We start from the raw sequence: 20,052 nt of genomic DNA on the forward strand, positions 1-20,052 counted from the left end.
GCCAGAGTCGCCGGCCCCGGCCGGGAGGCTCGACCGGCTCCCCCGCACGCGCCGTTCGGGAAACCCGAACACCCGGCGGTACGCTCGCGTGATGTGAACCTCGACCACGTGCGGACGGCCGTCGCGCTCCTCCGCCACGGCACCGTCAACCGGACCGCCGCCGCCGAGGGCCTGGCGCCGTCCTCGGTCTCCGACCGCGTACGCCGCCTGGAGCACGACCTCGGCGCCCGCCTGTTCACCCGCGACCGCCGCGGCATGCACCCCACCCCCGCGGGCCGCGCCTACCTCGCCGCCGCCGAAGCCGCCGTGGCCGCCCTCGACGCCGCCGCCCACCGCCTGACCGAACCACCGACAACCGTCACCGTCGGCGCGCAGTCCTCCGTAGCGGACACCCTCCTGCCCGCCGTCCTCGTACGCCTCACCGACCGGAACCCGCACCTCCACGCGACCCTCAGGCCCGAACCCGACCGCACCCGGCTCCTCACCGCCCTCGAACGCGACGAACTCGACGCGGCCGTCCTCCTCGACACCGGCCCGGACGTGGGCGACCTGGGCTACCCCGTCCCGGCCGCCGCACTGGACCACCTCGACCTCCGCGAGGTCCCGATGACGACGGTCGCCCGCCCGGGCCACCCCCTCGCCGGCCGACCGGTCACCCAGACCGACATCCGCCACGGCACGTCCCTGGTCGGGCGGGAGTCCCGCTGCTCCTTCTGGATGGCGACGCGCCGCTGGCTCGGCCCCGACGTCGACCTCACGGCGGCCGGCGGCCTCGCGCAGGTCCGCGAGTGGGTCGCGGCCGGCCGCGGCGTCGCCGTCCTGCCCGACTTCGCCGTCCGCGACGACCTCGACCGCGGCCGGCTGGTGGCCCTCGACGTGGCGACGCCGCCGCTGCACCTGCGGCTGGTCTGGCGGAAGCCCCGCGGCACGGAGGAGCCGGTACGCACCCTCCTGTACGCCGTCTCCCAGGCGTGACCCGGCGAGGCGGCGCAGGCCGCCGCCGGACGGGTCCGGTGGGGGGATCACGGACGTGGGGGAGGCCGGTGGGTAACCCGGTGCTGGTCGCGGCAGCGGACTCCCCGTCGGCGCCGGGGCGCGGGTGGGGCGGCACCCGGTGCGGGGGTGGGCGGCACCGGGGTGGGCGTACGTGCGTGCGGGGGGCGAGCTGCCGGGCCAGGCGGGTGCCACGGCGGCTGGAGGTGAACTGCATGGCGAACGTCCGGGCGAGCGCGGTCGGTTGCGCGCTGGGGGCGTATTCCGTCGCGGGTGGTGAGTCAGGCAGGGGTGGAGGACCAGATGCAGGGGGCAGGGAGCACCGCGACGGTGTTTCCGGGGGGTGGTTGAGATCGCGTCGCCCGCCGCAGATGAGGTGCGAAGGGTGTCGTGCCCGATGCCCGGTACCCGGTGGCGGCGGCGCGGGGGCGAGTGGTGCTGTGGCAACGGAGGCGCGCGGCCGGGTCTTCCGCGTTCTCAGCGCCGACGAGAGACGCCACCACATGCTGCCGAACCCGTGATCAGGACGACAGGTCGACCGGCTCGACCGTGCGGTCCTCGGTACGCACCAGGTACTCGTCCGGATCGAGATCCATTGCCTTGCGCCGCGGCGAGGCCCAGTAAAGGGCGTTCCGCTCGGCGAACGACTCCGGGCCGTCGTACGAGATGAGCCAGACGAACTGGCTACGCTCCCGGTCCACCCAAGCGCCGCCGATACTGAAACCCAACTCCCGGCGCAGCGGCACGATCTCCGTACGCCACCGCTCTACCCACTCATCGAGCAGGCCCTCTCGGACGGTGTAGGTGCGTAGTTGGGTGGTCCTGGGCATCCGAGTCCTCCCGAGTCGTCGCTCCCGGACCGCAGCCTACGTGCCCCGGCGCGCGGGCTCCGTACTGATCTCGCACCACACGATCTTTCCCACGCCTCTGCGCTCCGCCACCCCCCACCGCTCCGCCAGTGCCTCCACCAGCAGCAGCCCCCGCCCCGACTCGGCATCCCCGGCGTCCGCACGCCCCAGCACCGGCACCCGCTCCCGCCGCGCGTCGGCCACCTCGACACGGATCAGCCCGTCGACGCGGAGCCGCACCGCGAGGTGGAAGTCCCGCCCGGCGACCCGGCCGTGGAGTACGGCGTTCGCGCACAACTCCGCGACGACCGTCTCGACGGTCAGCGACACCGCGCGGCCCGGGGGATACCCCCACGTCTCCAGCCGCCGGACGGCGAGCAGCCGGGCGAGGCGGGCGCCACGGCGGCTGGAGGTGAACTGCATGGCGAACGTCCGGGCGAGCGCGGTCGGTTGCGCGCTGGGGGCGCATTCCGCTTCTCGTGCAATCGTTGGGGGCTCCATACGGCCCCACGGTGCCGCTGATGCGAATAGCCTGGCCAGGCGTACGGCAACTACGGAGAGTGCTGTACGTGTCACGTGGCGCCAATGGGGAGGTAGGTCAGTATGGCGGAATCTGAGCGTCCGAGTCGACCGGTAGCGGACGAGGGGGCGGGGATCCTCAGAACCTTCGGCAGGCAGCAGAAGATCCTGCGGGAGCGACTCGGGATCACGCAGAGGCAACTCGCCGAACGGATCGGCTACGGCTTCGACCTGGTCGCGGCGGTGGAGCAGGGGCGGCGGATCCCGCGGCCGGAGTACATCGACCAGGTGGATGTGGCGCTGGAGGCGGGTGGGTTACTGAAGGCGATGAAGGAGGAGGTGGCGCGGGCGCGGTACCCGGCGTTCTTCGAGGACTTCGCGGCCCTGGAGAAGGATGCGGTGGAGTTGCAGGTGTACGACTCGCAGGTGATCAACGGTCTGCTGCAGATTGAGGAGTACGCCCGCGCGGTCCTGGGCGAGCAGCGTCCGCCGGTCCATGAGGACACCATCCAGCGGCGGGTGGCGGCCCGGCTGGACCGGCAGGCGGTCTTCGACCGGAAGCCCCCGCCGATGCTGAGCTTCGTGTTGGAAGAGACCGTGCTGCGACGGCCGATCGGTGGAAAGGGTGTGCTCCGCGGCCAGTTGGAGCACCTCCTTCTGGTCGGGCGACGACCGAACGTCGAGATCCAGGTGATGCCGACGGACCGTGAGGAACACGCGGGGCTGGCAGGGCCGTTGGCCTTGCTTGAGACGGAGGACCAGCGCAGGATTGCGTACGTGGAGGTGCAGGGCACCAGCCAACTGATCGTGGAGCGGAAAACGGTCCGCGAGATCGAGGGGCGGTATGGCATCATCCGGGCGCAGGCGCTGACGCCTCGCGAATCGCTCGAACTCGTCGAGAAGATCCTGGGAGAGCTATGAGCACGCTGGCTTGGTTCAAGAGCAGCTACAGCGGCAGCGACGGCGGGCAATGCATTGAGGTCGCCCTCGACTGGCGCAAGTCGTCCTACAGCGGCCCTGACGGCGGCCAGTGTGTCGAGGTCGCCGCCACCCCCACCGCCATCCACGTCCGCGACTCCAAGGACCCCGACGGCCCCACCCTCACCTTCTCCGCCGACGCCTGGCAGGCGTTCACCGCCTTCGCCGCTACCGCCTCGACCCGGTAGCCCGCACCCGGCGTGCCACGGCGGCCGCCAGGTCGCGGGCGGCGTAGGCGCTGCCGTGGGCCGTGCCGCGGCAGCGCAGCGCCAGGTCTCGTACTCGACCGCGTGGGCCGTCGGCCGCGGCGCGTTCGACGAGTTCGGTGAAGAGCGCCTCGTGGCGGGCGGCGATGCGGGCCGGGTCGAAGCGGGCGGACGCGGTGAGGGCGGCGGCTCCGGTGCGGCGGCGCAGGTCGTCGTCCTCGATCAGCTCCAGGAGGGCGTCGGCGACGGCGTCGGCGTCGCCGACCGGGACCAGGCGGCCGTCCACGCCGTCCTTGATGATCTCGCCCGGGCCGTGCGGGCAGTCGGTTGCGACGGTCGGCAGCCCGCAGCGCATCGCCTCGACGATCGTCATGCCGAAGGATTCCTTGTCGGATGTGACGGCGGCGATGGAGCCCTTGACCCACTCCGGTTCCAGGGGGTGCGCGTTGCCCATGAGGTAGACGTGCTTCTCCAGCTGCCGGTCCGCGATGAGTTCGGTGAGCGCGCCGCGCTCGTTGCCCGTGCGGTCGCCGCTGCCGTAGATCCGCAGGCTCCAGTCGGGGCGGGCGGCGACGACCTTGGCGAAGGCTTCGACCAGTAGGTCGTAGCGCTTGACCCGGGTCAGCCTGCCCGCCGCGACGACGACCTTTCCGCTTCCGTCGGCGGGGGCGATGTCCGGCTTGGGGACGCTGTTGGGGACGGCCTCGATGCGGACGCCGGGGAGCCGGAGCCGTGTGCGGTAGGCGCGGGCGTCGGCTTCGGTGACGGTGGTGACGGCGTCCAGGAGGCGGTAGCGGAAACCGAGTTCGCTGCTGAGGCGGTGGCGGTGGCCGTCGAGTGTCAGGTGCTCCTGGGCGATGCGGACGGGGCCGCGGCGGGTCTGGCGGGCGATGTGGACGTTGAGCCCGGGGCGGGTGCCGACGACGACGTCGGCGTCCACGGTGCGCAGGTGGGCGCCTATGCGGTCGTCGGTGAGCCTGCTGTACTGCCCGTACCGGCCGTCGCCGCGGGGGAAGATCCGGGCGGGTCGGCGGTGGTCTGGCAGGTCGCCGGCGAAGTCCGGGCTGCGCTTGCGCAGGTCGACGAGGCTGCGGATGGTGACGCCGGCCGGTCGCCCCATGAGGGGTTCGTCGCGGTGCCGGAAGACGGAGACGAGTTCGACGTCGTGCCGTTCCGCGAGGGCCTCGGCGAGGTTGAAGGTCGTACGGATGGTGCCCCCGATGCCGTACGTGTTGTGCAGCAGGAATGAAATGCGCATGCGCGGTCCGTGCCCCCCAGTTCCAGTCGAACGGGCCGCTGTCGCCCCGTCCCTCCCATTGGCTCTTCGCCGTACGCGCCGTTTCGGTTCAGACGGTGCGAACCGGGCTGGCCCCCGTCCGCTCCCCTCCTCGCCCGTGATCCGCCCCGGCGCCCCCGTCAGGGCTCCGCGTGGGCGGCGGAGTCCTGGTCCGGGGTGAGGGCGGCGGCGGTGTCGGTGAGGTGGCGGGCCAGGGTGGCGGCGGCGGTGTCGGCGTCGCGGGCCAGGGCCGCCTCCTCCAGCCGGCGGTGCTCGGCGATGCCGTCGCGGGCGGGGCCGTGGTGCGCCGAGAAGCGGCGGGCCAGTTCGCTGGCGGTCCACATCCGGTCGAAGGTCTCCAGGAGTACGGGGTTGCCGCAGCCCTCCAGCAGGGTGCGGTGGAAGACGCGGTGGGCTTCCGCCCAGTCCTCGGTGTAGTACGGGCCCTCCCCGGGCGCGTACGGCTCCGTACGGGCCAGGCGGTGGTGGGCGGCTCGTACGCGCGCCTCCCAGTCGATGTCGCCGCGTTCGACGGACATGCGCAGCACGACCGGCTCCACCGCCCGGCGGGCCTCCTGGATCTCCTGCCAGCGGCGGTCGGAGAGGGCCGGGACGGCGAAGCCGCGGTTGGGGAGGCGGTCGGCGAGGCCGTCGCCGACCACCCGGACCAGGGCTTCGCGGACGACGGCGAGGCTGACGCCGTGTTCCCTGGCGAGGTCGTGCGGTTTGAGGGGGGTGCCGGGGGCGTGGTCGCCGCGCATGATCGCGTCGCGCAGCTGTGCGTAGACCTGTTCGGAGAGCATCGCCATGGCGCCATCGTAGACGGCTCGGCAGATAATCGATTATCTGTGTTATGGTCGATTCAGATAAGAGACGGGCCGCCCGCGCGGCGGCCGGAAAGGAACGACCATGTGCGCCAACGACCCCTTCGCCCGCCTCCCCGAGGCGCCCTCCTTCGCCGTCACCAGCGCCTCCGTCGCCGACGGCGCCGCCTGGCCGCCCGAGCAGCTCTCCGGCATCTCGGGCGTGCCCGGCGGGAAGGACGTCTCCCCGCAGCTGTCCTGGAGCGGCGCCCCGGAGGGCACCCGGAGCTACGCCGTCACCGTCTACGACCCCGACGCCCCCACCGGGTCCGGGTTCTGGCACTGGGCGGTCGCCGACATACCCGCCACCGTGACCGAACTCCCCGCCGGGGCCGGGGACGACGCCGGCGCGGGCCTGCCCGAGGGCGCCTTCCAACTGCCCAACGACGCCCGCGCGGCCCGCTACCTCGGCGCCGCGCCGCCCCCGGGGCACGGCCCGCACCGCTACTTCACCGTGGTGCACGCCCTCGACGTCGACTCCATCGGCGTCCCGGCCGACGCCACCCCGGCCGTCCTCGGGTTCACCATGGCGGGTCACACCCTCGCCCGGGCGGTCCTGACGGCCACCGCGGAGACGGCCCCTGCCGACACCGCCACCGCGGAAACCGGCGGGTGACCCACCGCATGTCCCGGCTCATCGACACCACGCAGATGTACCTGCGCACCGTCCTGGAGCTCGAAGAGGAGGGCGTGGTCCCGCTGCGCGCCCGCATCGCCGAGCGGCTGCGCCAGAGCGGCCCCACCGTCAGCCAGACCGTCGCCCGGCTGGAGCGCGCCGGTCTGCTGCGCGTCGCCGGCGACCGGCACCTGGTGCTGACGCCGGAGGGCCGGCGGCTCGCCACGCGGGTGGTACGCAAGAACCGGCTCGCCGCATGCCTGCTCGTCGACGTGATCGGGCTGGAGCGGGAGCGGGTCCACGCCGAGGCCCGCCGCTGGGAGCACGTGATGAGCGAGGCCGTCGAACGCCGCCTCCTCACCCTGCTCCGGCACCCGACGCACTCGCCCTCCGGCGACCCGATCCCCGGCCTGGAGGAACTCGGCGGACCCGACCCCGCCGACCCAGCCGACCGCGCCGCCGACCGGCTGCCCGGCGCGCGGCCACCGGTCGCGAACGGGGTCGTCCGGGCGTAGCGTCGAGTGGGGGACTACGGCATCGGAGGCGAGACGAAGATGCTGCAGAGAACCGCGGGCAACAAGCGCTACGTCGCCGGATCCGTCCTCGTGCTGATCGGCGCGGCGGCTGTGGTCTCCAGTGCCTGGCTGCCCTGGTACAACGGCCGCGAGGGGCGGCACTACCAGCTGAGCGACGTCTTCGACGGCATCTCGGGCACCCGGGCCCAGTTCTTCGGGTCGCTCTTCCTGCCCATGGCGGTGGCCGCGCTGCTGGCCCTCTACGGGACGCTGACGCGCTCGCGCGGCTTCGTCCTCCTCGCGGGCGTGCTGGCGCTGGGCATCACCGCGCTGTGGATGCTCCGGCAGAGCCAGCTGGTCGGCGGCCTGGAGATCAACACCCAGGGCACCGGTCTGGACATCGGGGCCGCCAACGCCGTCATCGGCTCCGCGCTGATGCTGATCGGCGCGGTGGTCTGGGGCAAGCAGCACCGCCACCCGCTCACCCCGCCCGCGGAGGAGACCACGTCCGGGACCCGCCTCCGTTCCGTCTCCGCCACCGGCGGGCCACGGCAGGGCGGGCAGCGCGGACAGGGCGAGGTGGAGCCTCCCTCCGACCGCCCCCAGGAGCCGCCCCGCGCCGCCTAGCGCGCCGGGCTCCTGCGGGACGGGGCACCCCCTCCGGTGGGCCTCAGGCCCGGTAGACGCACCCCGCGATCGTCGCGTGCTTCTTCCAGCCCAGCGTCTCGTAGAGCGCGCGTCCGGCGTCGGTTGCGCTGAGTACGCCGAGGGCCGCGCCCCGCTCCCTGGCGTGGCCGGCGAGCGTACGCATGACGAAGCCGCCCAGCCCACGCCGCCGGTGGGCCTCCCAGGTCTGTACCCGGTCCATCACGGCGGCCTCCCCGAGGAGCGCCATCTGCCCCTGGGCCGCCTGCTCGCCCGCCGCGTCCCGTACGCGGACGTGGACGACGGCGCCGTCGGTCTCCACGGCCGCGGTGTACCCCCCGGGTGCGACCGGGGGGTACACCGCGGCCGAGGGGGCGAGGTCCACGGCCATCAGGTGATCGGTGTTCTCCCGGGGCATCGCCCATCCTTCCGGCAGCCAGGGGGCTGCCTCCGCCGGCTCCGCGGGCATCTTCAGCCAGGTCCGCGGCACGTCGACCGACTCGGCGGCGCGGTGGACCAGGGACTCGTCGGCCACCGGCAGGACATGGCGGCCCGTCTCGACGGGGCTGCCGGTCACCTCGACGTAGAAGCCCCAGGGCTTCTCGACCGGCGGGGGAGTCCGCCGTGACACGGCCCAGCCCGCCACCCATGTCCTGACGATGTCCGCGACCATCGGATCCTCCCCGGGAAGTAATAGGTCTTATGGCTCTGAGCTTATTACCTTGTTCGCCGTCCCGGGCGGGCGAGGGCGAAAACCGGTGGAGCGGGGCTCGCACGTGCCGCTACCGTGCGGGCGGCTCCAGTCGTCGAGGCAAGGGCGTGCCGTTGTACACCGTGTGAGACCTCCCGAGCGCTGATCGGTCGCGCGTCGTACGCCGCTTCGTGCGCGTACGCCGTGCTGCTTTTTGCTGCGGTTTTCTCACACAGATTCCGGTGTACTTCTGTGCTCACAGACTGGTTTGTCATGCCCACCCGTCTGCCCCTCGTCCGCCGCCGCTGTCACGCGTGCGCGACCGGGCGGCGGTTCCGGGCGACCGGCAAGTTCCGTGTCAACGCCCACCACAAGCTCCTCGACGCCTGGCTCCTCGCCCTCTGCACGGACTGCGGCCGGACGGCGAAGCTCACCGTGCTGGAGCGGGTCAACGTCCGCTCCGTACCCCCCGGGACCCTCGACCGGCTGCACCACAACGACATCGGCCTCGCCGCCGCCCTCCTCCAGGACCCGGCCGTCCAGCGCCGCAACCGCGTCGCGCTCGACTGGACCGGCGCCTGGCGCCTCGACACCGGCGGCACGGACCACCTGGACCGCGAGGTCGTCGACGTGGCCGTGCGGTTCACGGCGCGGATCCCGGTCCGGCCGGTGCGGCTGGTCGCCGAGGGGTGCGGGCTGGCGCGGGCCGAGGTGGAGCGGCTGGCCGAGGAGGGGCGGCTGGTGTCGGCCGTGCGCCTGACCGGCAGGCTCGCCGGCGACTTCACGTTCACCCTCAAGCGCTGAACCCCGCGCGCGGTAAGCCCGGGGCCCGGCCGGCGGCAGGCGCCGGACGGGCCCCGGGCTCGACGGGCTGCTCGGCGGGCTCGGCGGGCTCGGCGGCCCGCGCTAGGCGACGGCGGTGCCTTCGAGTTCGACCAGCAGGGAGGGGATCGCCAGCCGGGTGACGCCGAGCATCGTGCTCGTCGGTGCCGCCTGGGCGGCGGCCAGGCGGCCGGCCAGGGTGCCGTAGTGCCGGAGGAGCAGGTCGACGTCGGTGGTGTAGACGTTGAGGCGTACGAGGTTCGCCAGGGACATGTCGGCGTCGGCGAGGACGGCTTCGAGGTTGTCGGCGCTGAGCGCGAGCTGCGCGGCCATGTCGCCGTCGTGCAGCGGACGGCCGTCGGGGCTCATGGCGGTCTGGCCGGAGAGGTAGAGGGTCCGGGTGTGGCCGGAGACGAGTTCGCCCTGGTGGAAGCCCATGTCCTGAGACCAGGTCACCGGGTTGATCGCGGTACGTTCCATGGCGTCAGCCTCGCAGCGAAACACGACATCCTGTGTCGTATATCTTGCTAGATTTTTTCGTATGCGCGCCGATCGTCTGGTCTCGCTGGTCCTGCTGCTGCGCCAGCGCGGCCGGCTGTCCGCGGCCACGCTCGCCCGCGAACTGGAGGTCTCCACCCGCACGGTGCTGCGCGACATCGACGCGCTCTCCGCGGCCGGCGTCCCGGTGCACGCCGAGCGGGGGCGGCACGGCGGGTTCGCGCTGCTGCCCGGGTTCCGTACGGAGCTGACCGGGCTGAGCCACGACGAGGCGCTGGCGCTGCTCATCGCCGGGTCGCGGCGCGGGGCGCAGGCGTTCGGGCTCGGGTCGGCGCTGGCGTCGGCGATGCTCAAGGTGGTCGACGCGCTGCCCGCCGGCTACCGGGACACCGCCGCCGACGTCGCCGAACGGCTCCTCGTCGACCCGGAGGCCGACCTCCTCGCGCGACCGCTCACCGCCGACGACGTACCGGACGACGTGCTGGCGGCGATCCGCGGCGCGGTGTTCGGCGGGCGGCGGCTGCGTATCCGCTACGCGCCCGAGGGGCGGGCGGCGGCGTGGCGGACGGTGGACCCGATCGGGCTCGTCACCGTACGGGACAAGGGCTACCTGCTCGCCACCAGAGGCGGCGCCGACCGCACGTACCGGCTGTCGCGGGTGCGCGCCGCCGAGGAGCTGGCGGAGGCCGCGGCGCGCCCGGAGCGGGTGGACCTGGACCGGGTGTGGAGGGAGCGGAGCGAACGGTTCCGCAGGGGCGGGGAGCAGGTCGCGACGGAGGTACGGGTGCGGGCGGCGCGGCGGGAGGAGCTGGTGGCGACGGCGCTGGCGGTGCTGGCGGAGGAGGCCGAGCCGGGGGCGGGCACGGAGGGGTGGTTGCGGCTGGAGGCGGCGTTCCAGGACGCGCGGCACGCGGAGTGGGCGGTGTGGCAGCTGGGGGCGGACGCGGAGGTGCTGGCGCCGGGGTGGCTGCGGGCGGCGCTGGGGGAGCGGGCCGCGGCAATCGCCGCCCGCTACGCACCGCCACCGGACCCGGCGGCAGGCGCGCCGGACCGGTCGGCTGACGGCGGCCCCGGCGGCTGACGGCGGACCCTGCGGCAGCGCCGGACCCGCGACTGACACCGGACCCGTGGCTGGCGCCGGACCTCGCGACTGACACCGGGCCCCGCGGCCGACACCGAACCGGTCGGCTGGCGCCGGACCCGTGGCTGACACCGGACCCGCAGCTGGCGCCGGGCCCCGCGACTGACACCGGACCCGCGGCCGCCGCCGGACCCCGCAGCCGCCGCCGGACCCCCCAGCAGCGCCCGGCTCAGCGGCTGACCGCCGTCTCCCGCTCCAGCCGCGCCAGCTTCTCGGGGTTGCGGACGTGGTACGCGCCCGTGACGTAGCCGTCCTCGACCTGCACCGCCACGACTCCGTCGATCTTCCCGCCGATCCGTACGAGCAGCCCCGGCCCGCCGTTGATCTGCACCGGCTCGACCGACCTCGTGCCCCCGCGCTGCCACCAGCCCGATGCCAGCAGCCGGGCCACCTCGTCCGTGCCGACGGCGGGCCGCGGCAGGGCGTGGACGATCCCGCCGCCGTCGCTCAGGGCTACGACGTCCGGCGCGAGGACGTCGAGGAGACCCTGCAACTCGCCGGTTTCGACCGCGCGCTGGAAGGCGCGGAGCGCGGCCCGGGTCTGGGCGGGGGAGACGGGGCCGCGCGGGCGGCGCTCGGCCACGTGGGACCGCGCCCGGTAGGCGAGCTGGCGGACGGCCGCCGGGCTCTTGCCGACGGCTTCGGCGATCTCGCCGTAGGGCAGGTCGAACACCTCGCGCAGGACGAACACCGCCCGCTCGACCGGCGCGAGCGTCTCCAGGACCAGCAGCATGGCCAGGGAGATGCTGTCCGCCAGCTCGACGTCCTCCGCCACGTCCGGCGCGGTCAGCAGCGGCTCGGGCAGCCACGGCCCGACGTAGGACTCCTTGCGCCGGCCGAGGACGCGTATCCGGTCCAGCGCCTGCCGGGTGACGATCCGTACCAGGTAGGCCCGTTCGTCCCGTACGCCCGCCGGGTCGACGCCGACCCAGCGCAGCCAGGTCTCCTGGAGGACGTCCTCGGCGTCGGCGGCCGAGCCGAGCATCTCGTAGGCGACGGTGAACAGCAGGTTGCGATGGGCGACGAACACGCCGGTGGCCGAGTCCACGGAGGTCCCCCGCCCGGCGTGGTCAGGCGGCTCCGCGGTTCTGGTGGTTCGTTCGCCGCTCTCGCTCACACCGACTCCCTGCCGTTCGTTCCGTGCTCTCCCCCCGCACACCAGACGTCGTGCGCCGCCGGTCCGTAACACCGCCGGCCGGTGACCCTGGTCACAGGCTCGCGGCCGTTACGGGCGGCCGGGCTCCACCGTCTTGTGTACGCAACCGATGGCGTGACCCGAGAGGAGTGGGGACTTCGATGCACGACACCTCTGCCGCAGGTGCCCGGGTGGTGGAAGGGCGCGGCGCGGTGCTGCTCCTGCGGACCGTGTCCGTGCTAGCCTGTCTGGAGACCCTGGTACAGGGGCTGCTGGCCGGGATGCTGCTGAACGGCGACGTCGATTCGGTCGATCCGCACGGCCTCAACGCCTACTTCTTCGAGCTCCTGGTGTTCCTCCAGGTGGTGTCCGGTGTGCTGCTGTGGCGCCGCAACCGCGGGCTGACCTGGCCGCTGTGGGGCGCCACCGGCCTTCTGGCGGCCACGTTCGCCCAGGTCGGGCTGGGGCTGGAGGGCTCGCTCGCCGCGCACGTCACCCTCGGCGTGGCGCTGTGCGCGATGGAGACGGCGTTCGTCCTGCGGGTCTTCACATCGCTCACCGCGCCCCCGGCGGCGCCGGCGGCCTCGCAGCCGGCCGCGCCGCAGACCCCGCCGGCGGCGGGGTAGGCGCCGGGGTCCGCCGCTCCGACCGCTCGCCGCCCCACGCGGCCAGCGGCGCGAGCGCGGCGTTGAGGCGGGTGCCGTCGTCCGTCAGCGAGTACTCCACGCGGGGCGGCACCTCCTCGTACGACACCCGCCGGACGATCCCGTCCGCCTCCAGCTCCCGCAGGTGCGACGCGAGCACCTTCTCCGTCACCCCCGGCAGCAGCCGGCGCAGCTCGCCGAACCGGCGGGGCGGGTGCTCGTCCAGCGCCCAGAGGATCAGCACCTTCCACTTGCCGCCGATGACCTCCATCGCCGCGTCGATGCCGCAGACGTGGCCGTCCGGCGCGCCGGGCCGGTTCAGCGTGGTCATGCTCTGCCCTCCACCTGCTCGCTCACCTCAGGGTAACCGCCCACTCCGAAGTGCGTACTTGATCATCCACAGGGCCGTGACCAGCCTGGTCGTCATGACACCGCACACGAATGACAAGACTCCCGTGACCCTCCTCGGCCTCGGCGCGATGGGCACCGCGCTGGCCCGCGCCTGGCTCGCCGCCGGCCACCCGACGACCGTCTGGAACCGCACCCCCGCCCGCGCCGACGCGCTCGCCGCCGCGGGCGCCCGCGCCGCCGGCAGCGCCGCCGCGGCGGTCGCGGCGGGGCCGCTCGTCGTGCTCTGCCTCCTCGACGACGCCTCCGTCGGCGAGGCGCTGGCCGACGCCGACCTCGCCGGCAAGGACGTCGTCAACCTGACGACGTGCACCCCCGCCCAGGCCCGCGCCCGCGCCGCGTGGGCGCGCGAGCGCGGCGCCCGCTACCTGGACGGCGGGATCATGGCCGTACCGCCGATGATCGGCGTGCCGGAGTCCGGCGGCTACGTGTTCTACAGCGGCCCGCGGGAGCTGTTCGACCGGCACCGGGAGGTCCTGGCCGTCCCGGCGGGCACCACGTACGCCGGCGCGGACCCCGGCTTCGCGGCGCTGCACGACGTGGCGCTGCTGAGCGCCATGTACGGGATGTTCGCCGGCGTCACGCACGCCTTCGCCCTGGTACGGGGGGAGGACGTGGACCCGGCGGCGTTCGCGGGGCTGCTGGTCGACTGGCTGACGGCGATGGCCCCGGCGGCGCACGGGATCGCCGCCGAACCCGGCGCCGGAGACGAGGGGTCGCGGGAGGAGCCGCCGGAGGACGTCTCCAGCCTCGCCATGCAGGTGGCCGGCACGCCCACGTTCCTGGACACCGCCCGCCACCAGGGCGTGAGCCCCGAACTCCTCACCCCGTACTTCGAGCTGATGCGCCGCGCCCTGGCCGAGCACAGCGGTCCGGGCGAGCCGAGAGGGATGGTCGACCTCCTGCGGCGCTGAGGATCTCCGCGTCGGGCCCTGGCCGCAACGTGTCTAGTTGTTCTAGCCTTATGCAAACAATTGCCGAGGTCTGGGGCAGAGAGATGGGTGACGCGAACCGGGGCTTACTGCCGTGGCTGGCCGGGCTGCCGTGTCTGGTGGGCGGCGCGGTGGTAGGGGTGGTGTGTGCCGCGTCGTGGTCGCGGCTGCCGGATCCCGTGGCGGTGCAGTTCGGCGCGGACGGACAGGCCGATAGTTTCGCGTCCCCGGGCCAGTTGCTGACGCTGTGCATTCTGCTGTTCCTCTGCGAGTGGCTCGCCTTCACCCACGTCGCGGTGCGGGGGACGGTCGCGCTGCGGTCGGTCGTGACCTGCGCGTCGACGCTCACCGCCTTCCTCGGCTACGCCTTCGTCGTGCTCATACGGGCGAACGCGGGCGCCGGCGACGCCCGCGAAGCGCGGATGCCCCTGTGGCATCTGGCCGTCGCCGCGGCGCTGGCGGCCGTAGCCTGGGCCGGGACCCGGGTGCTGCCTTTGCAGGGCGTACGTGGTGGCCCCGGGCGGGCGGAGTCCGTCGGGCTGCGTGCCGGGGAGCGGGCGGTCTGGATGCGCGTCGTCGGCCCGCGATGGCTGGTGGCCGCCGGACTCCTGGGGACGGTGGCATTGCTGGTCGCCGGGATGCTGGGCTGGACCGGGGGGTTCTGGCTGAGTCCGGCCGGGGTGGTGGTGGCTGCGATTGCAGGGATGCGGGTGAGCATCGATCCGCGAGGGCTGGCCATCAAGTCGCCGTGGCTGGGCCTGTCGTGGAAGCGGGTGCCGATGGAGCGGATCGAGCGGGTGTGGGTGGATCAGGTGTGGCCTCTGCCGGACCTGGGCGGCTGGGGGTACCGGATCGTTGAGGGCAGGCACGGCCTGGCGCTGCGGTCCGGAGAAGGGGTGTGGCTGGAACTGACGGGCGGAGAGCAGTTCGTCGTCGTCGTGGACGACGCGGAGAGCGCCGTCGGCCTGCTCGGCGATCTGATCGCCCGGCGTCCGGGAACGGACGGCTGACGTGCTGATCCGCATCGATCCCGGCTCCGGCGTCCCCCTGTCCGAGCAGGTGGCCGCCTCGGTACGCCGGGCGCTGGCGGCGGGTTCGCTGCGTCCCGGCGACAGGTTGCCGCCCGCCCGTGAGGTGGCGGGGGCGCTCGGCATCAACGTGCACACGGTGCTGCGGGGATACGGGCAACTGCGCGAGCAACGGCTGATTGATCTGCGTCGGGGACGGGGAGCGGTGGTCATCGCCACGCCCGCGCAGACCCGCCTCCACGAGGCGGTGGATCAACTGGTGGCCGCCGCTCGTGAGTCCGGACTGTCGGAGGAGGGCGCGGTCGCCCTCGTCCGCGCCTCCTGGGGCTCCCCGATGACCGCGGAGTCCCCGTCACCTTCCGCCGCACCGGGGTACGAAGCGGCGGCGCCGGCGGATGAAGGCTGACGGCGGTGAAGTGTCGCCCCCAGTGGCAGACAGAGCAGAACCAGGCCCGCCCCCATGGCCAGCGCAAAGCTCCACAGCCCATCATCAGGGCGGTCGCGAGGTGGAAGGTGCAGCCGGCGGCGAGTAGGACATAGCGCGGGCGCTGCGGCATGAGCAGGACGGCGGCCAGCGAGATTTCGATGAACAGTGGGGTCCAGGTCAGGGCGGCGACGCCGAGGGGATGGGCAAGTACCGGATCCAAGGGGGTCTCCAGCCAGCCTGGAGCGCCGAACGCCAGGCTGTTGCCCCAGTACCACATGCCCGTGCCGTCGGCCCATTCCGCGTGCGGGAGCTTGGCCACGCATGCCTGAAAGTAGAGGAAGGGCATCTGCCGACGTCGGCGCGGGCGTCGGCAAGGGACGTAGCGGGTGAGACGGTGGTCGGGGTGTCGGAGGAAGATGCCTGGGCCGCTGTCGCAATGCCACCGACGAGGACGGCCGCGGCTGCCGCGGTAGCGATATGGGCTTTGTTGCCCTTTGGTGCTGTGCCTGATGAGGCATTTCGCTATGTGGCGGATGCCGGCGGAGTGAGAGAAGCTGCCGGTTGGCGAAGGAAAAGACCGCGGCCTTCTGGGTTTCCCGGGACGGGCAGGTCGTCGTTCGCACGTGCCGACGGTGGGCTTCCGCTCATGTGGCTCATGGCCAATACTCCCTTCGGCCCCGTGTGAGGCAGTGCCGATGGATCGGGTAGTGGCCGGCAACGTAGGCAGTCGACTAACGCGGGGTCAAGGTCGACGGGAATCCTCCTGGTAAAGTCCCCGATAATTCATCGGGTTTGCGTTCAGCGGCGGGCGGTGCCCTTTTCGGCGTCCAGCGCGTACACGCAGCGGTCCTTGCTGCACGCGTACACGACGCCGTTGGCGACCACCGGGGAGCCGGTGATCTCGCCGTCCGTCGCCAGCTTCCAGCGGAGCTGGCCGCCGACCGCGTCGACCGCATAGATGCAGTGGTCCGCGGAGCCGAAGTGGACGCGGCCGTCCGCCGCGACCGGGGCGCCTATCAGCTCGCCGCGGGTGGCGAAGCGCCACATCGGGGTGCCGGCGACGGCGTCGAGGGTGTAGAGGGCGGAGCCGCTGCCGACGTGGACGTGGCCGTCCGCGACGAGGACGGGCTCGATGGACTGCCGGGCCTCGGTGGCGATGCGCCAGCGCTCACGGCCGTCGGCGGCGTCGAGGGCGTAGACCGTGCCGAGGTGGTCGGCGACGAAGACGCCGCCGCCGCTCAGGGCCGCGCCCGGGGCGTACGCGGGCGGGCTCAGGATCACCGCGGGGGCCTCGAACGTCCAGCGCAGCGTGCCGTACGCCGCGTCGAGGGCGAGCACCCGCTTGCCCGCCGCCGCGAAGAGCGTGGGCCCGGCGGCGGCGTCCGCCGGGAGCAGCCGCACCGGGACGCCGCCGCAGGCGGCGGCGTCGCCGACCGGGTACGACCAGCGCTCGGCGCCGGAGCGGGTGTCCAGGGCGCGCAGCCGGCCGTCGCCCCAGACGTAGACGGTGCCGTCGTGGGCCAGCGGCCCGGCCTCCTGCGTCTCGAACTCCGTCTGCGCCCCGCTCAGCTCCCACAGCGGCTCGCCGGTGGCCGCGTGCCGGGCCTGGAGGCCGCCGCCGCGGGTGCCGGTGACGACGGTGCCGTCGGTGACCTGGAGCGAGTAGACCCAGCCGCCGGTGCCCTGGCGCCAGCGCTCGCGGCCGTCGGCGGCGTCGAGGGCGTAGAGGCTGGGGCCGTCGGAGGCGTGGATGAGGCCCTCGGACAGGGCCATGGACCAGGCGACCTCGCGGGTCTTGAACTGCCGCCGGCCGCTGGTCACGTCGAGCGCGTGGACCTCGAAGGAGGTGACGTAGAGCAGGTTGCCGGAGACGACGGGCTTGCCCCACACGTCGTTCGACATCCGGAACCGCCACGGCCGCCACCGCGCCGGCTCCGCCGGCGCGCCGGCCGTGTCCGGCGCGGGGGCGGGACCGCCGGCGGAGTGCGGGCCGGGGGCGGGGCGCCGGCGTGCGGCCCGGAGTGCGGGCGGCGGCGCCGCCGCGGGGGCGGGCCCAGCCGAGGTCGAGGCCGCCGTCCGCGGCGCCGCGGGCGCGCGCGGCGCGGGCGTCCACGACGCGGGGGCCGGGACCGATGGGCACGGGGGCGCCGGCGAGCTGCACCTCGGCGCCGGCGTGCGGCCCGGCATGGGGCGCGGCGGCGGACGCGCCGGCCGGCACCGGCGCCGCGGGCGCCGAGCGCTCCGGCGGCGCCGCGGGGGGTGCGGCCGGGGCGCCGCCGGGCGCGGCATGGGCGGGCCCCGGACCGCCGGGGTCGTGGGGCGAGCCGGGCCCGGGCGGGCCGGCGTGCCGGCCGGGGGCGGAGTGCGGCGCGGCGTGCGGTGCGGAGGGCGCCGAGTGGGGCGCGGACGGCGCGGAGTGCGGGGCGGAGGGGGCGGACGGGGGCGCCGCGGGCGCGGAGGGCGCCGCCGAGTGCGGCACGGACCGCGGCGGTGACTGCGGTACGGACCCGCCCCCCGGCCCCGCTCCCGGCGCCGCCCCCGGGCCCGCCGACGGCGGTGCCCCGGGCGGCGGACCCGGCGGGTGCGCCGGCCGCGGCGGCATCGACCGGCGCGCCGCGGAGGACCCCCGCGCGCCCCCGCTCCGCCCCGTCGAACCGGCCGCCCCGGCGGCCCCGCCGACCGTCGCCGCGGCCCCGCGGCGCGCTTCGATCATCGTGATCGCGGTACGCGGCAGCCACGCCGACGCCGTACCGCTGTCGTCGCCCGCGGCGCCGAAGAGGTGCGGGCCCAGGTCGGCCTGGAGCGCCTCCGGGGTGGGCCGGTGCTCGGCCGTCATCTGCATGCACGACTCGATGAGCGGGCGCAGCTCGGGCGGGAGCCCCTCCAGGTCGGGGCCCTCGCGCAGCAGCATGAAGACGGTCTCGACGGGGTTGGCGCCGTGGAACGGCGCGTGCCCGGTGGCGGCGAAGACGAGGGTCGAGCCGAGCGAGAAGACGTCGCTGGCGCCGGTCACGCTGCGCGAGTCGCGCGCCTGCTCGGGCGACATGTACGCGGGTGTGCCGACGGCGACGTTGGTCATCGTCAGCCGGGTGTTGGAGACCCCGGAGGCGATCCCGAAGTCGATCACGCGCGGCCCGTCCTCCAGGACCAGCACGTTGGAGGGCTTGAGGTCGCGGTGGACGAGCCCGGCGCCGTGGATGGACTGGAGCGCCTCCGCGACCCCGGCGGCCACCCACCGGACGGCCTGCGGCGGCAGCGGGCCGCAGTCGCCGACGATCTCCTCCAGCGAGGGCGCGGGCATGTACGCGGTGGCGAGCCACGGCACGGCGGCGCGCGGGTCGGCGTCGACGACGGGCGCGGTGTAGAAGCCGCTGACGGCGCGGGCGGCCTCGACCTCGCGGGTGAAGCGCACGCGGAAGAGCTGGTCCTCGGCCAGCTCGGTGCGGACCGTCTTGATCGCCACGCGGCGGCCGGAGGCCGACCGCGCGAGGTAGACGAGCCCCATACCGCCGGCGCCCAGCCTGCCGAGCACCTCGAAAGGACCGATCCGCCTCGGGTCGTGCTGCGCCAGCTGCTCGACCACGTAACCATCCACCTCCCCGTCGGGGGCTCCCGGAACCGGGCCCCCCTGCAGCCTCTCACCGCAGGCGTACGGCCGTCAGTCCCGAAAGTACGCCTGCCGATTCTCCACTCCGGAGCGCGCCGGGGCTAACCCGGGGGGCGGCTCGGGACACCGCCGGCCCTGGAACCTCCGGGTCCGCCGGAACCCCGCGGGGCGCGGCGCGCGGGGGGCGGGGGCCGGGGCGGGGGACGGCACGGCGTCAGGCCCCGTCGGCGCTGGTGGCGGGGGCGGAGGGGGGCTCCGCATCGGGGGCGGCGGCGGTGCCGCGGCCGGGCCCGCCGGCGGCGGCGGCCGGGCCGGCGCCGGGGCCGCCCGCGGCGGAGCCGGCGCCGCCTTCACCGGCGGCCTCGCCGGGCCGCGCCGCGGCGTCCCCGTCGGACGCGCCGGACGCGCCGGGCTCCTGGGACGCGCCGGACTCCCGGGACCCGCCGTCCCCGCCGGACTCGCCGTCCATCATCGCGAACGCCGCCCCCTGGTTGTCCACCACCACCGCGAACGTCGCCCCCGGGATCTCCTGCCGCTCCACCAGCACCCGCCCGCCCGCGCGCCGCACCGTCGCGAGGGACTCGCCGACGTCCGCCACCCGGAAGTAGAGGAGGAAGTGCGGCGGCATCCCCGCCGGCACCACGTCCCCGACGATCGCCCGGCCCGCGACCTCCCGGCCCGACCCCGGCAGCGCCCACGTCTTGAAGTCGCCGGCGTCGAACGGGGGATCCTGCAACGCGTAGCCGAAGACGGCCGGGTAGAAGGCGTCGGCGGCCTCCGCGTTCCGTACGTACACCTCGGTCCAGCAGAAGGCGCCCGGCACGTCCGTCGCCCCGAACCCCGGGCGCGTACCGCCCTGCCAGACGGCGAACACCGCGCCCTCCGGGTCCGCGGCCAGCGCCGAGCGGCCGTACGAACCGACCCCCGACGGGCCGGTGAGCACCGTGCCGCCGGCCCGGCGGATCTTCTCGACGGTGCCGAGGAGGTCGGGGGTGGCCAGGTGCACGCCCCAGGTGGTCGGCATCCGGCCGTCCCGCTTGGCGACGAGCGCGCCGACGGGCTTGCCGTCGAGCAGCGCGCGGGAGTGCCGGGGGAAGGCGTCCCCGGCGGCCGTGTCCGTACCGCCCCGGGCGAACGTCCAGCCGAACAGCTCACCGTAGAAGCGCTCGCCCGCCCGCAGGTCGGGCAGCGCGGCGTCGGCCCAGCAGGGGGCGCCCTCGGCGAATTCGTCCATGGCCGTCGTCGTCCTTCCACGTGAGA

20 protein-coding genes and 2 pseudogenes are annotated in these 20,052 nt (G+C 74.5%); 12 read left to right on the forward strand and 10 right to left on the reverse strand.

Translation table 11 applies throughout. From position 1 onward, the window contains the following. Positions 1 to 93: 93 nt before the first annotated feature. Positions 94 to 975, forward strand: a complete 882-nt coding sequence (locus ACHZ99_RS25705) for a LysR family transcriptional regulator (protein ID WP_420307116.1) — start codon at positions 94 to 96, stop codon at positions 973 to 975. Positions 976 to 1,514: 539 nt separating this feature from the next. Here the strand turns inward: ACHZ99_RS25705 and ACHZ99_RS25710 are convergent. Then, positions 1,515 to 1,823 (reverse strand): NIPSNAP family protein, encoded by a 309-nt coding sequence (locus ACHZ99_RS25710; RefSeq protein WP_420307117.1) that lies wholly within the window; start codon positions 1,821 to 1,823, stop codon positions 1,515 to 1,517. A 36-nt stretch (positions 1,824 to 1,859) separates the two neighbouring features. Further along, positions 1,860 to 2,264 (reverse strand): ATP-binding protein, encoded by a 405-nt coding sequence (locus tag ACHZ99_RS25715; protein ID WP_420307118.1) that lies wholly within the window; start codon positions 2,262 to 2,264, stop codon positions 1,860 to 1,862. Between the two features lie 180 nt (positions 2,265 to 2,444). Between ACHZ99_RS25715 and ACHZ99_RS25720 the strand changes: the two genes are divergently transcribed. Further along, on the forward strand, positions 2,445 to 3,281 hold the full coding sequence (locus ACHZ99_RS25720; RefSeq protein WP_420307119.1) for a helix-turn-helix domain-containing protein: 837 nt from the start codon (positions 2,445 to 2,447) through the stop codon (positions 3,279 to 3,281). Next, on the forward strand, positions 3,278 to 3,526 hold the full coding sequence (locus tag ACHZ99_RS25725; protein WP_420307120.1) for a DUF397 domain-containing protein: 249 nt from the start codon (positions 3,278 to 3,280) through the stop codon (positions 3,524 to 3,526). The genes ACHZ99_RS25720 and ACHZ99_RS25725 overlap by 4 nt, the downstream gene beginning before the upstream one ends. Here the strand turns inward: ACHZ99_RS25725 and ACHZ99_RS25730 are convergent. Together ACHZ99_RS25730 and ACHZ99_RS25735 are read right to left on the reverse strand one after the other, a co-directional pair. Further along, positions 3,507 to 4,802 (reverse strand): glycosyltransferase family 4 protein, encoded by a 1,296-nt coding sequence (locus tag ACHZ99_RS25730; protein ID WP_420307121.1) that lies wholly within the window; start codon positions 4,800 to 4,802, stop codon positions 3,507 to 3,509. The genes ACHZ99_RS25725 and ACHZ99_RS25730 overlap by 20 nt on opposite strands. A gap of 158 nt (positions 4,803 to 4,960) precedes the next feature. Continuing rightward, positions 4,961 to 5,623 carry a GntR family transcriptional regulator gene (locus tag ACHZ99_RS25735; RefSeq protein WP_420307311.1) on the reverse strand — a complete coding sequence of 221 codons (663 nt, stop codon included), beginning with the start codon at positions 5,621 to 5,623 and terminating at the stop codon, positions 4,961 to 4,963. A gap of 106 nt (positions 5,624 to 5,729) precedes the next feature. Between ACHZ99_RS25735 and ACHZ99_RS25740 the strand changes: the two genes are divergently transcribed. The 3 genes and pseudogenes from ACHZ99_RS25740 to ACHZ99_RS25750 all read left to right on the forward strand — a co-directional run bounded on the left by ACHZ99_RS25740 (position 5,730) and on the right by ACHZ99_RS25750 (position 7,441). Next, positions 5,730 to 6,299 (forward strand): YbhB/YbcL family Raf kinase inhibitor-like protein, encoded by a 570-nt coding sequence (locus ACHZ99_RS25740; RefSeq protein WP_420307122.1) that lies wholly within the window; start codon positions 5,730 to 5,732, stop codon positions 6,297 to 6,299. A gap of 8 nt (positions 6,300 to 6,307) precedes the next feature. Continuing rightward, a pseudogene (locus tag ACHZ99_RS25745) lies at positions 6,308 to 6,745 on the forward strand (metal-dependent transcriptional regulator); the annotation flags it as partial. Between the two features lie 108 nt (positions 6,746 to 6,853). Next, complete coding sequence (locus tag ACHZ99_RS25750; protein ID WP_420307123.1) at positions 6,854 to 7,441, forward strand: hypothetical protein; 588 nt, start codon at positions 6,854 to 6,856, stop codon at positions 7,439 to 7,441. Between the two features lie 43 nt (positions 7,442 to 7,484). Here the strand turns inward: ACHZ99_RS25750 and ACHZ99_RS25755 are convergent, their stop codons facing one another. Further along, the gene (locus ACHZ99_RS25755) at positions 7,485 to 8,132 is read right to left on the reverse strand and encodes a GNAT family N-acetyltransferase (RefSeq protein ID WP_420307124.1); all 648 of its coding nucleotides are present in this window, start codon (positions 8,130 to 8,132) and stop codon (positions 7,485 to 7,487) included. Positions 8,133 to 8,423: 291 nt separating this feature from the next. Between ACHZ99_RS25755 and ACHZ99_RS25760 the strand changes: the two genes are divergently transcribed. Further along, positions 8,424 to 8,954, forward strand: coding sequence for a DUF1062 domain-containing protein (locus tag ACHZ99_RS25760; RefSeq protein ID WP_420307125.1), 531 nt, complete (start codon positions 8,424 to 8,426; stop codon positions 8,952 to 8,954). Between the two features lie 102 nt (positions 8,955 to 9,056). Here ACHZ99_RS25760 and ACHZ99_RS25765 read toward each other — a convergent pair whose 3' ends face one another. After that, a complete protein-coding gene (locus ACHZ99_RS25765) occupies positions 9,057 to 9,452 on the reverse strand; it encodes a RidA family protein (RefSeq protein WP_420307126.1) in 396 nt (131 codons plus the stop codon). 61 nt (positions 9,453 to 9,513) lie between these two features. Between ACHZ99_RS25765 and ACHZ99_RS25770 the strand changes: the two genes are divergently transcribed. Continuing rightward, positions 9,514 to 10,551 (forward strand): helix-turn-helix transcriptional regulator, encoded by a 1,038-nt coding sequence (locus ACHZ99_RS25770; RefSeq protein ID WP_420307127.1) that lies wholly within the window; start codon positions 9,514 to 9,516, stop codon positions 10,549 to 10,551. A 229-nt stretch (positions 10,552 to 10,780) separates the two neighbouring features. Here the strand turns inward: ACHZ99_RS25770 and ACHZ99_RS25775 are convergent, their stop codons facing one another. Continuing rightward, a complete protein-coding gene (locus ACHZ99_RS25775) occupies positions 10,781 to 11,728 on the reverse strand; it encodes an RNA polymerase sigma-70 factor (protein ID WP_420307128.1) in 948 nt (315 codons plus the stop codon). Between the two features lie 179 nt (positions 11,729 to 11,907). Between ACHZ99_RS25775 and ACHZ99_RS25780 the strand changes: the two genes are divergently transcribed. Further along, a complete protein-coding gene (locus ACHZ99_RS25780; protein WP_420307129.1) occupies positions 11,908 to 12,372 on the forward strand; it encodes a hypothetical protein in 465 nt (154 codons plus the stop codon). On the opposite strand, the gene ACHZ99_RS25785 is transcribed toward ACHZ99_RS25780, so the two are convergent. Next, positions 12,302 to 12,721, reverse strand: a complete 420-nt coding sequence (locus ACHZ99_RS25785) for a winged helix-turn-helix transcriptional regulator (RefSeq protein ID WP_420307130.1) — start codon at positions 12,719 to 12,721, stop codon at positions 12,302 to 12,304. The two genes, ACHZ99_RS25780 and ACHZ99_RS25785, sit on opposite strands and share 71 nt — an antisense overlap. 94 nt (positions 12,722 to 12,815) lie before the next feature. On the opposite strand from ACHZ99_RS25785, the gene ACHZ99_RS25790 reads away from it, so the two are divergent. The 3 genes from ACHZ99_RS25790 to ACHZ99_RS25800 all read left to right on the forward strand — a co-directional run bounded on the left by ACHZ99_RS25790 (position 12,816) and on the right by ACHZ99_RS25800 (position 15,164). Next, positions 12,816 to 13,712: an NAD(P)-binding domain-containing protein gene (locus tag ACHZ99_RS25790; protein ID WP_420307131.1), complete on the forward strand. Its 897-nt coding sequence runs from the start codon at positions 12,816 to 12,818 to the stop codon at positions 13,710 to 13,712. An 83-nt stretch (positions 13,713 to 13,795) separates the two neighbouring features. Continuing rightward, complete coding sequence (locus ACHZ99_RS25795) at positions 13,796 to 14,740, forward strand: DUF1648 domain-containing protein (protein ID WP_420307132.1); 945 nt, start codon at positions 13,796 to 13,798, stop codon at positions 14,738 to 14,740. Between the two features lies 1 nt (position 14,741). Continuing rightward, positions 14,742 to 15,164, forward strand: a complete 423-nt coding sequence (locus ACHZ99_RS25800; RefSeq protein WP_420307133.1) for a GntR family transcriptional regulator — start codon at positions 14,742 to 14,744, stop codon at positions 15,162 to 15,164. Positions 15,165 to 15,983: 819 nt separating this feature from the next. On the opposite strand, the pseudogene ACHZ99_RS25805 reads toward ACHZ99_RS25800, so the two are convergent. Continuing rightward, positions 15,984 to 18,768, reverse strand: a pseudogene (locus ACHZ99_RS25805) (serine/threonine-protein kinase). A gap of 238 nt (positions 18,769 to 19,006) precedes the next feature. Beyond that, positions 19,007 to 20,026 carry a VOC family protein gene (locus ACHZ99_RS25810; protein WP_420307134.1) on the reverse strand — a complete coding sequence of 340 codons (1,020 nt, stop codon included), beginning with the start codon at positions 20,024 to 20,026 and terminating at the stop codon, positions 19,007 to 19,009. Positions 20,027 to 20,052 lie beyond the last annotated feature (26 nt).

Source organism: Streptomyces sp. MAR4 CNX-425 (genome assembly GCF_048656465.1).
GTDB lineage: Bacteria > Actinomycetota > Actinomycetes > Streptomycetales > Streptomycetaceae > Streptomyces.